The organism is Mucilaginibacter sp. (genome assembly GCF_028288225.1).
Classification (GTDB): domain Bacteria; phylum Bacteroidota; class Bacteroidia; order Sphingobacteriales; family Sphingobacteriaceae; genus Mucilaginibacter.
Genome location: NZ_JAQBOC010000062.1, coordinates 156,634 through 171,425 on the forward strand (window position 1 = coordinate 156,634; position 14,792 = coordinate 171,425).

The 14,792-nt window shown below is 41.2% G+C and carries 12 protein-coding genes; 3 read left to right on the forward strand and 9 right to left on the reverse strand.

Annotation, left to right across the window (positions count from 1 at the left end; all coding sequences use genetic code 11):
* Window positions 1–22: 22 nt before the first annotated feature.
* On the reverse strand, window positions 23–1,615 hold the full coding sequence (locus JWQ54_RS19635) for an NAD(P)/FAD-dependent oxidoreductase (protein WP_299588318.1): 1,593 nt from the start codon (window positions 1,613–1,615) through the stop codon (window positions 23–25).
* A gap of 398 nt (window positions 1,616–2,013) precedes the next feature.
* On the opposite strand from JWQ54_RS19635, the gene JWQ54_RS19640 reads away from it, so the two are divergent.
* Entirely contained in the window at window positions 2,014–2,595 is a 582-nt protein-coding gene (locus JWQ54_RS19640; protein WP_299588321.1) for a Crp/Fnr family transcriptional regulator, read from the forward strand.
* Between the two features lie 254 nt (window positions 2,596–2,849).
* Complete coding sequence (locus tag JWQ54_RS19645; protein WP_299588322.1) at window positions 2,850–3,518, forward strand: hypothetical protein; 669 nt, start codon at window positions 2,850–2,852, stop codon at window positions 3,516–3,518.
* A 23-nt stretch (window positions 3,519–3,541) separates the two neighbouring features.
* Here JWQ54_RS19645 and JWQ54_RS19650 read toward each other — a convergent pair whose 3' ends face one another.
* The 7 genes from JWQ54_RS19650 to JWQ54_RS19680 all read right to left on the reverse strand — a co-directional run bounded on the left by JWQ54_RS19650 (window position 3,542) and on the right by JWQ54_RS19680 (window position 11,432).
* Complete coding sequence (locus JWQ54_RS19650) at window positions 3,542–3,952, reverse strand: VOC family protein (RefSeq protein ID WP_299588325.1); 411 nt, start codon at window positions 3,950–3,952, stop codon at window positions 3,542–3,544.
* Window positions 3,953–4,088: 136 nt separating this feature from the next.
* Window positions 4,089–5,948 (reverse strand): M1 family metallopeptidase, encoded by a 1,860-nt coding sequence (locus JWQ54_RS19655; protein WP_299588326.1) that lies wholly within the window; start codon window positions 5,946–5,948, stop codon window positions 4,089–4,091.
* A gap of 394 nt (window positions 5,949–6,342) precedes the next feature.
* Window positions 6,343–7,149, reverse strand: coding sequence for an AraC family transcriptional regulator (locus tag JWQ54_RS19660; protein ID WP_299588328.1), 807 nt, complete (start codon window positions 7,147–7,149; stop codon window positions 6,343–6,345).
* A gap of 75 nt (window positions 7,150–7,224) precedes the next feature.
* A complete protein-coding gene (locus JWQ54_RS19665) occupies window positions 7,225–8,031 on the reverse strand; it encodes an SDR family oxidoreductase (RefSeq protein ID WP_299588330.1) in 807 nt (268 codons plus the stop codon).
* A 107-nt stretch (window positions 8,032–8,138) separates the two neighbouring features.
* Window positions 8,139–8,444, reverse strand: coding sequence for a hypothetical protein (locus tag JWQ54_RS19670; protein WP_299588333.1), 306 nt, complete (start codon window positions 8,442–8,444; stop codon window positions 8,139–8,141).
* A 14-nt stretch (window positions 8,445–8,458) separates the two neighbouring features.
* The gene (locus tag JWQ54_RS19675; protein ID WP_299588334.1) at window positions 8,459–9,178 is read right to left on the reverse strand and encodes an MBL fold metallo-hydrolase; all 720 of its coding nucleotides are present in this window, start codon (window positions 9,176–9,178) and stop codon (window positions 8,459–8,461) included.
* Between the two features lie 403 nt (window positions 9,179–9,581).
* Window positions 9,582–11,432, reverse strand: a complete 1,851-nt coding sequence (locus JWQ54_RS19680) for a M12 family metallopeptidase (RefSeq protein WP_299588336.1) — start codon at window positions 11,430–11,432, stop codon at window positions 9,582–9,584.
* An 859-nt stretch (window positions 11,433–12,291) separates the two neighbouring features.
* On the opposite strand from JWQ54_RS19680, the gene JWQ54_RS19685 reads away from it, so the two are divergent.
* Entirely contained in the window at window positions 12,292–13,662 is a 1,371-nt protein-coding gene (locus tag JWQ54_RS19685; protein ID WP_299588339.1) for a hypothetical protein, read from the forward strand.
* A 757-nt stretch (window positions 13,663–14,419) separates the two neighbouring features.
* Here the strand turns inward: JWQ54_RS19685 and JWQ54_RS19690 are convergent.
* Window positions 14,420–14,792, reverse strand: a 373-nt coding sequence (locus JWQ54_RS19690) for a c-type cytochrome (protein WP_367187118.1), incomplete at its 5' end; no start/stop codon positions are given.

Here is a 14,792-nt window from a genome sequence, read left to right on the forward strand (position 1 = left end):
TGAGCTTAAAATTTACACCGGTTCAGTTTTTCTTTATCTCATGAAAATCCTCTTCGGTATTTATTTCCCAGATATTCTTTTTTGATTTTTCGCCTGTAATTATATTATTTACAGCAGTAATAGCGGTAAGCATTGAATGATCCTGGTTGTTGTATTTATGCATCCCGTTGCGGCCAATTAAAAACAAATTCTCCAATTGGTTTGTAAAATCACTTACTACGCCAAATTCAGAATAAGAGCCAAAGTAAGCCGGGTAGGTTTTGGGAATCCGGATTATCGTTTTATCAATAACTTCATCCCGGTCAATAATATCAATTTGATGAAGCTCATCAATCGCAAATTGAATAAAATCAGGGTCATTCATCTCCCATAGCTCATCGCCTTCATTACAAAAGTACTCAAGGCCGATCCAAATTTTTCCAGGGCTTGCAACCATATAAGGAGACCAATTATTATAGATCTGCAGTCGCCCGATCTTTACATCTTTTTCCTGGATATAGATCCAGTTGTCAGGTACCAGCCCATCTGCAGTAGCAATATTGGTTTCGTTTTTTATTTTAAGTTTATTAAGCAGCAATCCAACAGTTATAAAATCCCGGTATTGCAAGTTCAGCGCAACATTTTTAACTGTTTCAGGCACCTTATCTCCCATTGCTGCAACCAAGTCTTTAACAGGCATTGTTGAAAAATAATAATCACCTTTTATTACATTTTTCGCATTGGCTGTATGATCGAAATAGCTTAGTTCACAAACCTTATTTTCAGAAATATCAAGACCTATAACATCACTGTTTTTAATAATTACAGCTCCTTTTTCCTCAACAAGCCGGGCCACTGTTTCCCACATTTGGCCGGGCCCTAGCTTTGGATACAAAAACTGTTCAATTAAGCTGGTATCGGTGTGTTTCTGCTCAATTGTTTTATCCTTCAGGAAAACTGATTTTAGTGCATGGAGCATTGCTCTTGAAACAGATAATTCTTTAACCCGCTGGGCTCCCCAGCCAGCTGCAATTTCATTACAGGGAATCCCCCAAACTTTTTTAGTATAATCTTTGAAAAAGGTTTTATAAAGCTCTGTACCAAACCTGCTTATAAAAAAGTCTTCAAGCGTTTTGATGTTCTTTACACGGAATATTTTAACCCATAAATAGGTAAATGCAATTTTAATGATCCTGATCACCCCAAGGTTTTGTACTGTTTTACTGTTCAGCGTAATCGGGTAATCAAAGAATTTTTTTAGAAAAAAGATCCTTGACAGCCTTTTTCTGATCAGCATTACCTCGTCTGATTTTTCAGGATCTGGCCCGGTTGCCGAAAGTTTTACTGTTGTCTTTCTGTTGTGATAATTAATATCTTCCACAGTATCATCCTTCGATTCAGACCCCTGTAAAGGCAAAATGTTTTGCCACCATTTCATTATCAGGTCTGATTTTGAAAAAAAACGATGCCCGCCAATATCCATCCTGTTCCCATTGTGAACAACGGTTTTAGAAAGCCCCCCTATATCATTTGTTTTTTCAATAATTATTGGCTTAATATCTGTTTTAGTAACAAGCTCATATGCAGCAGTTAACCCGGCGGGACCAGCACCAATAATTATTGCGATTTTACTCATATTAATACAGTTACGGCGGAATTACCCGTGCTGTGAAAAATTAAATTACCAGCAATCTACGTTATATTTACATTAAAGACAGGAGATTTTCAAACCAATTGATGTGTAAACTGCTTAAAGTGACACTCAATTGCTTTTACCTTAATAATTAACCTTATAGTATAAAAAACAACTTAAAAATCAATATTGCATTGCCTCTTTTACAGCCCGATCCGTTTTTTTAGGATTAAAGCCCAACTCCTCTCTTGATTTTGTTAAATCAAAATCCTGCTGTAATCTTGAAAACATAGCAATGTCTTTAAGACTTACGACTAAAGACTGTTGACTTAACACAAGTGGTCAAACTACAAACCCAGACTCTTTTATATCTTTATATTCGTACCTGTTGAGGCTGTATTATGAGTAAAGAAAGACTTATTGAATTTTTGCGGAACGAAAATCATATCCCAACTGTGGTAAGAACAGCGATTGCTGATAATTTTAACAGCAGGATCATTTCAAAAAACCAGTTCCTGCTTACAGAAGGCAAGATCAGCAATGAGTACCTGTTCATGGAAAAGGGTTACCTGCGGGCATTTGCGCATGATACCGAGGGCAACGAGGTGACCACAAATTTTTACTGTCCTGGCAGGGTTATATTTGAAGTGTCTTCCTTTTTCAATCGCACCCGCTCAAAAGAAAACATCCAGGCGCTTACTGATTGTGAAGGCTGGTATATTACTTATGAGCAGTTGAACAGTCTTTTCCACGCGCTGCCCGAATTCCGTGAGTTTGGCAGGGCGATGCTGGTTAATGGTTTTACAGAACTCAAAGCACGGATGCTGAGCTTGATCACTGAAACTGCGGAAGAGCGCTACCAACACCTGTTAAAAACCAGCCCTGAAATTTTTCAGCATGCCCCATTAAAAAATATTGCTTCTTACCTTGGTATTACGGATACATCGTTAAGCAGGATCAGGAAGGATTTGGCGCGAAAATAGTAACCCCGGGCATCCGTTTAATTCCGCAGGCCTTCGACCTGCGCTGGCGTATTACGACCTTTCAGGCCTTTTGGCATTATATTAGAACCACAAGCACCCAGCCCCGAAGGGTGACATACAATAGCGCCGATCGAAGGCCTGCGACAGAAGCATGCGAGTTGTTAAAGAAAACGATTATCAAAGCGCTTATTTCTTGTCATTTGGCAAGAAGCCGTTGTGTTTATTGCAGTTCCTTTGTTTTATAAAGTAAACAAATGGAACACGTACCAATTTATATCAGCATCGTATTTGTACTCACCACGGTTCTTACTGTCGCACTGTTGTACAAGGCCACCAACTATTCAAAACCAGTGATCATAGCCGCAATGCTGTGGCTGGCGCTCCAGGCTGTTGTAAGCCTGTCCGGATTTTATACCGTTACTAATGTAACCCCGCCAAGGTTTACATTATTGCTGATGCCGCCGGTTATCTTCATAACTGTATTATTTTTTACAAAAAAAGGAAAGCTAACTACCGATGGCTTCGATGTAAAAACATTAACCCTGCTTCACATCGTTAGGATCCCGGTTGAGCTTACTTTATATTGGTTATACCTGCATAAAGCTGTGCCCGGAATAATTACTTTTGAAGGCCGGAACTTTGATATCCTTTGCGGACTAACCGCACCTCTTATTTACTATTTTGGGTACATTAAAAATGCGCTGAGCAGAAAGATAATAATAGCCTGGAATATCGCATGTCTGCTACTCCTGACAAATGTTGTTATCACGGCAGTGTTATCGGCACCATTTCCTTTTCAAAAGTTCGGGTCCGATCAGCCCAATATTGCGCTGTTTTATTTTCCGTTTATATGGCTGCCTTGTTTTATTGTACCCACAGTGTTGTTTGCGCATCTAACATCGATAAGAAGGTTGATGAAATAAAAAGGATATCAGGAACGCGCTCTTTATAAGATCTGGTTAAACTCCAGCCGCTCGCCGTCAGGACCTAAAATATTAAAGTATTTACATCCGTTTTTCCAAAACGGGAGAAAAACCGGCGCATCTTCAATGATGCGAAATGAGGCGTTATTCAATTCGGTGAACGCTAAATCAATATCATCCACATCAAAAGCCACATGATCTACATGGCCGTTTGCCCGGTTTTTTATTTCATCGAGGGCGGTGTCCGGGAGCTGGTAAATTTCAATAATCATTTCTCCCCTTTGCATCATTGCCATTTTACCCCTGCCGCCGTTATAATCATACCCGGATGCCATTACATTTTCAAATCCCAGTTTCTTATAAAACATTTCTGACCTGTTTAAATCAGTTACAGGGATTCCTATATGCTGGATATGGTTGATATTAAAGTTCATAAAATGATATATGGTTGGCCTTACTTATTGAAATGATTGGTGTTTGATCTAAAATAAAGGTGGCTATTTATAAAATAGCAAAGCCTTCAGGTTTTCATCTAAAGGCTTTGCTGACATTATTTATTGGGTGCAATATTTAATTCGCCGTCCAGGTATTATTTTTCATATCCGCATCTACAAAGATGCCACCATCCAGCGTTATTGATTTTACATCTTTTGAGGTCTTGATCTTTACCGAAATAGCTTTCTGATCCTTTTCCCAAACTATCGGGGTTTGGTGGAAACTATCGGTTGTGCCATCGACACAGGTTACTATAGCATCAAACGGAACAGCAAAACCGCCAATGTTTTTTATCGATAAGGTATAACCGCTGCTGGTTTTCTCCGCTTTTTCCAGGTTCAGATCGATATAATAGGGCGTATAAAACCAGTTATAAAAGAACCAGTCCAATTTTTTGCCCGATCCGCTTTTCATGGAGTTAAAATAATCCCATGGGATAGGGTGCTTGCCATTCCAGTTGTTCATATAGGTATGCAGGGCCTTTTTAAACAGCTCATCGCCCAGCATGTCCTTCAAAGCTAGGTAGCTTAATGACGGTTTGCCATAGGCATTATTCCCTCCACCAAAAGTTACATCAGGCGAAGGCGTAATTATCGGCATTTCCTTTTCGTGCGGGCCATGCGTCCACCTGTTAACGCGGAACTGCTTATAAAACTCGTCGGCTACTTTTTTGCCTTTTTCAGCAGTTCCTATCAATAATTCAAAGGTTGTTGCCCAGCCTTCATCCATAAACGCGTAGCGGCTTTCGTTGGTGCCCATATAAAACGGAAAATAAGTATGCGCTATCTCATGATCCTGCACTAATTGGGCAAAAGTCAGGTCTTTTTCATGACTATCATTCACCATCATCGGGTATTCCATGTCGGCATAACCCTGAAATGACGTAGTTTTCGGGAACGGGTAAGGAATGCCCGGCAAGTTATGCGAAAACCAGTCCAAAGAATTATGCGCAAATTTAACATATTGGTGGAAATCGTTTGAGCTGTCAGGGAACGCCGCCTGTATGCTGGTGCGGCGTTGAGCTTTGTCGTCAACAATAACGCTTGCTGCGTCCCAGTTGTAGTGGTCGCTTACACCCAGGGTCACATCAGAAATATTTGTTGAGGTCCATTCCCACGTGTTGGTTGCATTTTGCGCGGTGATGTTTTTATTAGCCAAGTCCTGTGCGGTGGCAACATGTATGGTTGAATCGCTGGTCATGGATGTTTGCAGGCGTTTAGCAAACTCAGGTTGTAAAACCTCGCCTGGGTTTTGCAAAGTTCCGGTTGCCCACACCAGATAATTTTTGGGAACGGTTACGCTCAGCTGATAATCATTAAAATCGTTATAAAACTCCAGCCCACCGGTATGCGGCTGCACATCCCATCCTTTATAATCATCATAAACCGATACCCTTGGGTAAAAATAAGCCAGGAAATAGCTTGTAGAATCAATTGCACCATCGCGCCCGCGCCCGGCAGACAATTGATAATGCCACTTGATGTTCATTTTCAACGAATCGTGCGGCATCAATGGCGATTTTAAATCAACCATTTGATTGGTGGTTATCCCTTTATCGTTGTCCCAGTCGGCTTTGGCACCATTTATCTTTATATCATCAACCATTATCCCCAGAGCAGCATTAGCAGCGGTTGGGGTCCTTCCACGGTGAACGTTTACAATCAGCTTCATATTCAAACTGCGCAGCGTATCCGGGCTGTTATTAAAATAAGTTATGTCTTCAACCCCACTAATGGTTTTATTTGGCGGTGCCATGCTTACCGAAATATTATAACGCCCGTGGTTTTCCCAGTATTTTTTGCCTGGTTTGCCGTTTTCCGCCCGGGTGCCTTTTTCATAGGCTTGCTTTATTTCGGGTGGCATTGTTAGCGTTTGCGCACTGGTCTGCAATAATGCCAGGAAAAAAATGGCGAAGAAAGAAATTGATTTTAACATGTGTGATATTTTTGGTGGACGGTATAGCCAAATCTATAAATTTATATTCATTGTTTGGCAAGAGTAACGGCTTAGTTCTCCTTCAAGTATCAGGATGGTTGCGTAAGTATGAAGCCCTTATTTTGGAAACTATTACAACAGTCACAAGCCCGGAACAGCCCAACTGGCTTTTATCATACTAACAGGCGTAATTATTTTGGTTGGGGTGGCGTATTTGGTGATGGTGATTTATGATATTCCTGTTCGGAGGTATTTAAGTGAACCGGGAAAAAGAGGATTGTAGGAAATGAGGGTTGATTTTTTAACTCGATAAGCCCAGTTTTGAAAAGGGCAACGGGAAGCGTTTCAAACTATTTGATTATATCTGACCGCTTATGACTCATTTGTTTTTTATTTACACCATTGATGGCGCTAAACCAAATAGCTTTTTAAAAGCTACAAAGAAATGCGCGTAATCCTTGAACCCAACCTCCAGGTATACTTCCGAGGCCCTGATCTTTTTTTCTTTTAAGAGATAATGCGCGTCTTCAAGCCTTTTTTGTAATAACCAACGGCTTGGTGTTGTATGGTATATTTTTTCAAAATCACGCTTAAAGGTCGAGAGGCTCCTGCCGGTAAGATACGCAAAGTGCTGAAGGTCGCCGTTGTATTGATAATGCTCATTCATATAAGCCTGGAGATCTATTTTGCCCGGCTCACCGAAATCAAACAGCAAATTCCTTAATTCCGGGTTAACATCCAGGAAAATCAGTACCGCTTCCTTTATTTTTACCTTGACTAATTCGCCATCCATGTGCTGGCTATGTTCAAGATAAGGTAAAAGAGAATCGATGTAATTCCTAAAAAGGTGGTTGGGCTTTAATAGAAAAACATTATCGTGATGGTGACCGGCAGCAGTTATGCCGCGCCGGAATTGGTCTTTTAATTCCAGCAAAGTGTCGTGATCAATACAGATAGAGATGGAGCGGTATTCACCGCCCTGCGGAGGCTGCTTCACAAACTTGCTCAACCGGTTCTTAATAGCAAAACGAAAGTCGCCCGCTTTAAACCGATGGGACTTGCCACCAAAATGCACTTCGGAGGTGCCCGAAATAATATAGTCAACCACATGCTGCCGGATAAAAAGTTCACCTTCCACCATTCTTTTTGAAACGCAGGAATAAACGATTTGCGGTAAACGCGGATTGGTGGTATTAGCCATATGATCAAATATACGGGAACAGCGCTAATGTACAAATTGCATCAGCCCTTTTTTGAACCGGAATTTAATTCCTGGTTATCCTAAAAATATCGCTGACATTTCTTTTCTTGAAGCTTCTGCACCAATCTGTAAACGTCGTTCATGCATGTCTTTCGAGTCGGCACCGGCCGTATAATGTACCTGGTCCTTGCCATCGGTTGCTGCTTCATATATTACCTCAGCAATTTCTTCGGCGGTTGAACCGCTGGTGTCAGCATCCATCATACTTGCTACAACCCCCAGGTAATGATCCATTAATTCTTTATAGGGTTCGGCGGTTGTGACCACCATATTTGATCCAAATTCAGTTCTGATAAATCCCGGCGCAACTGTTTTGATGCCGACGCCAAACGCTGCCAATTCATAACTCATTCCCTCAGTCCAGCCTTCCAATCCCCATTTTACCGCGTGGTATAAGCTATCAAACGGAAAAGTGACCAAACCAGCAATTGAGCTAATATTGATAAACAAACCATTTTTCTTTTCTCTGAAATGAGGTACAAATGCCTGGGTAACCCGTATAGCCCCAAGCAAATTAGTATTAAACTGTTTCAGCAATTGCTCATCTGTTACACTTTCCAGCGGGCCCATAGCGCCATAGGCTGCATTGTTAAGCACCACATTTATCTCTCCAAGGGCTATTGCTGCAGCGGCTGTGCTTTTGATTTCTGCAGGGTTAGTGATATCGAGCGGCAAAACAGTAACCCGTTTCAGGTTGTCAAAATCTTTGCCTTTATCAGGATTACGCATAGTGGCGATAACATTCCAGCCTTTGCTGTGAAATAAATGAACAGCTGCTTTTCCCAAACCGCTCGAGGTTCCGGTAATAAATATTGTTTTCATGTTTTCTTTCTTTAATTAAAGTACAAAGAAAGGAGAAATAACAATCTAATGCCTTGTTGAAAAGTTCAATTCACATTGTTTAAACGTTCATTTGAAAAACGTCTTTACTAGTAAAAGCCTTTAGTAAGGCTTTTTATTTTATGGTCCGGGGCCATAAGTTGACCCGGTTTATTTTGAGCCCGGACAATAATTTCGCTAACATGGGTAATTTTAAATAAAATAAAGCCGTTCTTCCCTGCCAATTGTAAAGTGCTTTGATTCGCTCTTAGCGATTCCAGAACCTTTGCTATACAAAGGTTCATTAAAGAGGTAAACAAGGTCGGCCCGCTGTATTCCGCATAGATAAAGATGAGTTTAACACCTAAGGTATAAAGTTCCCGGCCCCGGTACTTCAGAATTTGAGTGACTTTCATGTTTGGTGTCCGGCTTAAACGAGTGCATAATCATAGTTATCAAAGGTCTGCCGCATGATGCTGCCGGCATCCTTCAAAATCGGCCTGCCATGCCCGAAGACCATCTTATCAAAGTCCAGGTCCGTTACTTTCAGGATGCTGCTAATGCCCTCCGCCATATTTTCATAGATGATGCACAGTCCCAACCCGGTAGTGTTCGACAACAGGTCGCCTGCGATCAGCACCTCTTCGTTTTCCGCCAGCAGGGAGATATGGCCCCTGGTGTGGCCTGGTGTGTGGATTATGCGAATGCCGCCCAGCAAAGGCAGCAGGTCATGGTCATTTAACTGTTCGTCTATACTTACCGGCTCGATATTGATGCCGGAGCGCTTGATGGCCAGCTCGTAGATCAGCCAGTTTTTTAGCCCGGGCGTCAGGCAGATCTCTTTGCGGCAGGCAATGCCATAGCGCATGATCTTCGCATCCTCACGGTGTGCCATTACCGGAACCCTTAACATCCGCTTTATCTCTTCGGCACTTCCGGCATGATCCGGATGCGCATGGGTCAGGATGATCCGTTTGATATCGTAAGGGCTCTTACCCCCATTCTCGATTGCGCTGAAAATTTTTCCTGCACTTCCTTTGGGGCCGGTATCGATCAGGGTGAGGCCATTATCTTCTATCACAAAAACGTTAACCCAGCCTAAGCTGATCTGGTATATATTATTGCTGATCCTTTTCATACGATTATTCATGTTTGATTTTAAATAAAAAACTTATTGATTAATGCGTAAAAAATGAGTTCATAGCTCTTGCTTTCGGATTGAAGTATTTATTTAATAGTCATCGTTTGTACCTCCCAGGTGTCCTTTTTTGAAATATCAAACGTTGTTTTCTGATACAAAAGTTCAAAAGATCTATGTTAACAAATGTTAAAATCGACAATCCGGCGAATTTTGCCTATTAATAGCTAAATTAAAGCGACGTTATAGAGTTAATTTTTAGGAGAAACAGGCGTTTCAGGAGAAATCAGAATTTGGATATTGATTCGAAGAGACAAAAAACCCTCTTTCCGCACAGCGAAGAGAGGGTGATTGAGTGTAGCGATGACCGGGTGAGCCAACCGCTTGCCTGCTCTAAATATGATCGTAGTGCAGTTTACAACAACTGGAACCAGCCGGCCCAGCCACCGTTTGCATCCCACCAGGTGGAATAAACAACACCATCGGTACCTACAGTAAAGAGATCAATATGTTGAGGAAGCCGTGATATGGCTGTTATTTGCCCCCCGGTCATAGTGACACCTCCGGATACGTTAAACCAGCTGGACCATCCGCCGGCGGCATCCCACCAGCAACTGTATACCCGGTTGTCCGTTCCGGTAACAAATACATCAAGGTGATTAGGGTTGCGGGAAATTGCGGTAACCTGCGATCCCGGCGAAGCTACGCCCCCTGATACCTGGAACCAGTTACCCCAGCCGCCGTTGCCATCCCACCAGGTAGACATAACAGCGCCATTTGAATCTGTGGTGAACAGATCAAGGTGCTCTGTAAAACGAGATACCACGTTAACTGAAGAATCAGGGTGGCATACCAGGTTACCCACGGCAAACCAACTTGACCAGCCACCGTTTGCATCCCACCAGCAACTGTATACCCTATTATCGGTTCCTATGGTGAAAACATCCAGGTGTTCAGTAAAACGACTGATCGCTGTAACAGTTGCACCGTTGGCAGCTACGCCTCCGGATAACTGGAACCAGTTAGCCCATCCACCGTTGGCGTCCCACCAGGTGGACATTGTTTCACCGTTGGACCCCGTAGTAAACAGATCAAGATGATCTGAATAACGGCATACCACGTTAACTGTTGAGCCCGGACGGCAAGTTAAATTTCCGATAGTGAACCAATTTGACCAGCCACTGGACTGATCCCAATACATGCTGTAAACTTTATTATCTGTTCCAACAGTAAATAGGTCCAAGTGTCCCGGAACCCTTGCAACAGAAGTTACAGGCGAACCAGCACCACCGCCTGACGCAACACCTCCTGCAAGCTGGAACCAGGGCGCCCAGCCGCCATTGTTATCCCACCAATTACTCATGGTACGGCCATCAGAGGCTACCGCAAATACATCAAGGTGTGTCGGGTAACGAGCCACAACGCTAATAGGCGTGGTGCTGCGGGCATGCAGGTTTACTAACCGGGGATAAACCTGGCCTGCAAACTGGCCATCAAGGGTGTCAATATCCGTTCCGCCGGGTATGGCTATCCCGTTTTTCATGATCTGGGCTGGCAGCCAGTAACACATAATGGAATTTGGATCGGCCTGCGCGGTAGCTATAAGGGCTGATTGTGGTATAGGTGTTAATACCTGGGCAATTACCTGGTCTCTGGTCCAACCTTGTGTGCTCATAAAATAGGCGATCGCTTTTTCCGTATCGATCCCGTTGACTATCTCGCTGCGTAAATGTTCATGCGGAAAACCGAGCGTGTGGCCTGTTTCATGGCGTATTACGCGATAAAATTCAGAATCAGCAGTGTTCATGCTGAAACTGTCCAGGTTCATGGTTGGCTGATCAGCCGTAATACTTAATACATCCGTTCCGAGGTATGACCAATAGCCATCACCCGCAGTGCGGCTGATTCTTACCTGTGGATTTACGGTAGTTTCTGAAAATGTAACCTTTCCAAATGCGCCCCATGCATTCATATGTGAAAGGATGCGGGCGCGCAAATCAGCCGGAGGATTATCAAGGAAACCAACCGTCAGGCTAACACCGCCTACTCCCCAATATTTGGCTGTAAGTAGCGCCAGATGTTCGGGCGGAATGACCACATTAGGCATTGCAGCCATCAACTGACTGATGGCCGGCGCATTAGCAGGGTTAATTTTTATAGCTGTATCTGCTGCTGATGCCCATAGTTCCGGCGGTAGAACCTTGATAGTACATGTTTTGATGTCAGCGGTTCCTTTTTTGGGGGGTTCTTTTTCCAATGTTTCCATTTTTTTTACTTTTTAGTGGATATGAATGAATAAGTGAATAGTTCATTATCTGTAAAAAGCGAAACGAGGAGGGGGTAGTGAGCATTCGTTTTGCCAGGTATTTATTTACCCTTTGATTAATTGGCCTAATCTTTAAGTAAAGTTAGAAAATATATTTCTCAATATACCGCGTATTTTTACTTTAAAATTAAAAAAAATGCGTATTTCTACGCTGATAAATTAAAAGAAATCGGGGAATTTGGCCTGTGTAGGCACTATTTTTAGCTTGGGCGATGTTTATTCACCACATGAAAAAACCATTGAAATTCAATTATATCTGATCCCATAACGCAGAAAAGCCAGTAATTATTAATCGTTACCATAAAGTTATTTAAAGGCCATATTATTAGTCTTTTTAAAGTACTTCAGATAAATCCGACCGCAAATCCGACACAAAAAAGGTAAAACCTGTCAATTTTATAGCTAAAGAACGACTCTCGTCGGGACCACCAAAAAGCCAGTAGTTTAATCAGGTGGTCAATATCTGCGGTATATCCTGTCTCGTCCTAATTTTACTCAAAAAGTGTATCGAGGTTCGAATTCCCCCTCTCTCCGCAAAACAAAAATGCTGCCAACTGATAAGCGGGTGACATTTTTTGTTCAATTCGATCCGGATTTATTTAAAGGAGTGATAAAACAAAAAATGACAGGAGCGATAGCGATTATTATGTTGATTAATTACATTTCAAAAAGATGCAATCTTTATTATCAAAGCCTTTTTATTTATTAAATTTTCTTTACGCTTTTATAGGTTTTTTCATTTTTTTATTACGTAATTTAGTATAGTGTTAATATAGCTGACCATTAAGTAATCACGGATATGAGCAGTAAGTATTTTAACGAGATCAAAATATGTTTCTTGCCCTTATTAGGTATGTTTTTTACATGTGCAGGCGTTAAAGCTCAACTTTTACCTAAACTAAACAAAACTATTAACGAGGGAGCCAATATAATCAGGGGTGTGGGCAATTTAGTAAATGCCGCTAAAAGAACCACCGCAGATTTTAATAAGAATGTTACGGTTGTTAAAGGTAATCCTGCAACCAGAGGTAATGCAGGTACAACTAATCCTCCTGTTGCCCCGGTACCCGTGGTAGGTAAGGCTACAGAGCCTAAATTTAAGAACGGAAAATTTACAAATTTCCTATGGGAACCTGTTTCTTATTTTGATGGTCAACTGTTTCCGTCAAGTATTATATGTATGTCAACCTATAAGGGGCAATTAACACCAATGTTAGAGGCAATAAGCCGACCTTTGGGATTTAGATTGATGAGTAAATCGTCTAATATTCCGCTTCATTGGGAAATAGAATGTGTTGAAAAAAAATATTTTGACAAAGTTAGCGGGACTGTTGTTTTTCAGCAGGCTGACCGCGAAGTTGATTTACAACCTGACTTACCCTGGAATTTTGAAACATTGGGTAATCAGTTTAGCAGTGCCCCAATAAATGTATATTTCAGAATTTTTGATGACGACGGAAACAAAGAGGAAAAAACAATACCAATTTATGTCAGAAGCATCGATGATTGTATTACACAGTATAAAGACCAATCATTAACGTTTTTGTTTACCGGGTATATCCAGGAGCAGCATCCCGAAATTGATAAAATATTGAAAGAAGCCTTAAATACCAAAATAATAGATGCTATTGACGGATACCAGGGAGGCGAAGACTATGTTGACAAGCAGGTCGAAGCTATATGGAGGGTATTGCATAACAGGGGATTTCAGTACAGCAGCATTACTAAAACCACAGGCAATAATGGCAACATCAACAGTCAGGAGGTCAGAACATTTGCTAATTCGATAAAAACAAGCCAGGCAAATTGTGTTGATGGTACTGTTGTTTTCGCATCCATTTTAAGAAAAATAGGGATTCATACAATTCTTGTGTTAACACATGATCATTGCTTTTTGGGCTACTTCTTAGATCAGGACAAAAAGAAAGTGAGATTTCTGGAAACCACTATGCTTTCCAATTCAAGTTATGTTGATGATAAAAAGAAAACAATTTCTCTCAGCAGCGCCAAAACGCCTGCAGCAAAAAATGCAGTATACAAGAGGCTATTTGCAACAGCTGTGGCAACAGCAATGTATGAATTTAATGATTACAAGTCAAAAAATGATGTTACTATAATAGATGTTGACGATATGCGGGAATTAGTCAGACCAATGCCGATCTATAATTAAAATTAAGTCAAATTTGCCAACTCACAAACAGGATCAGCTCGTTTATCCAGCCATACCCCTGATATGCCCCTTCCCAAGTGTTTATGCTGTCAAAATTAAATAGGGGCAATGCGGCTTCAGAAACAGCTAATTGTTTGGAACAATTTCTTTCCAAAGTTCATTTTATGGCATTTTGAGTAATGGTAAATATCCAATTTTCAGCTATGGTTGTGTCCAAATGAGCTCATTACATCGAATAAATTAATATTTCCACCCAACTCCATCATTAAAGAAATATAACTATGCCCTGGCCAAATAAACCTTAAAGTTTTGTATTCAGCGTATCGGTAATTAACCGGGGATTTGTTAGTTTATCCAACACTGAAACAACTTCTCTACTACCTTTATGCAATCCTGTAATATCTAAAAAAGGATTATTTAGCAACTTCGAGGCAAGTAATTCAAGAACCCCGGTTTCATAAAGTAAAGTTAACTTGTGGTTGTTATCCTTTGTTTTGCTTTGTGGCTTTAATTAAAAAACCCTCTTAATGTGCTATAAAGAGGGTATTTATATATTTGGGTATTTTTAGTTTTTACCCGGTTAGTGGTCTCAAGGGCTCCGATTTCCAATAATTTTATCGAAGATTTACAACTTTTAATTGATTTGACAACGTAATAATGCAGATTTTTTAAATGGCAACGGGAAGTATTTCAAACTAGTTAAGTGATATTAGCCCCTCATTGTATGAAAAATCACATGCCAAGGCGCGTTAACAAATCACAATTTTTGAAACGCAATAACCTGATTTTTGATCGGTTTAACAGCTCTTAAATAAGCATAGATTGCTGCAAGATCGTTAGCCTTCATTCCAGCATACAAATACCATGGCATTGGTATTTGTGGATCGCCGGGGTTAAGTTTAGCCGCTTGCTTTTCTTTACCTTCAAAGCTTTTAAATCGTTGAATGAATATATCTTTACTCCATGATCCAATACCGGTTAGCTTATCTGGTGTGATATTTGCGGAATGTACAACACCTCCCTGCTGTTTAAATTCCATTCCACCGCCAAACTCTGTCCCAGGGATTATATCCCCATGATATCTTTTACTATGACAATCTACACAAGCCGCTGCGTTAACAAGGTAAGCG

What these genes read in the sequence shown, in the direction of transcription:
- JWQ54_RS19635 (WP_299588318.1), bottom strand. Translation starts at nt 1,615, where the DNA reads ATGAGTAAAATCGCAATAATTATTGGTGCTGGTCCCGCCGGGTTAACT.
- JWQ54_RS19645 (WP_299588322.1), top strand. Translation starts at nt 2,850, where the DNA reads ATGGAACACGTACCAATTTATATCAGCATCGTATTTGTACTCACCACG.
- JWQ54_RS19660 (WP_299588328.1), bottom strand. Translation starts at nt 7,149, where the DNA reads ATGGCTAATACCACCAATCCGCGTTTACCGCAAATCGTTTATTCCTGC.
- JWQ54_RS19640 (WP_299588321.1), top strand. Translation starts at nt 2,014, where the DNA reads ATGAGTAAAGAAAGACTTATTGAATTTTTGCGGAACGAAAATCATATC.
- JWQ54_RS19665 (WP_299588330.1), bottom strand. Translation starts at nt 8,031, where the DNA reads ATGAAAACAATATTTATTACCGGAACCTCGAGCGGTTTGGGAAAAGCA.
- JWQ54_RS19680 (WP_299588336.1), bottom strand. Translation starts at nt 11,432, where the DNA reads ATGGAAACATTGGAAAAAGAACCCCCCAAAAAAGGAACCGCTGACATC.
- JWQ54_RS19675 (WP_299588334.1), bottom strand. Translation starts at nt 9,178, where the DNA reads ATGAATAATCGTATGAAAAGGATCAGCAATAATATATACCAGATCAGC.
- JWQ54_RS19650 (WP_299588325.1), bottom strand. Translation starts at nt 3,952, where the DNA reads ATGAACTTTAATATCAACCATATCCAGCATATAGGAATCCCTGTAACT.
- JWQ54_RS19685 (WP_299588339.1), top strand. Translation starts at nt 12,292, where the DNA reads ATGAGCAGTAAGTATTTTAACGAGATCAAAATATGTTTCTTGCCCTTA.
- JWQ54_RS19655 (WP_299588326.1), bottom strand. Translation starts at nt 5,948, where the DNA reads ATGTTAAAATCAATTTCTTTCTTCGCCATTTTTTTCCTGGCATTATTG.
- JWQ54_RS19670 (WP_299588333.1), bottom strand. Translation starts at nt 8,444, where the DNA reads ATGAAAGTCACTCAAATTCTGAAGTACCGGGGCCGGGAACTTTATACC.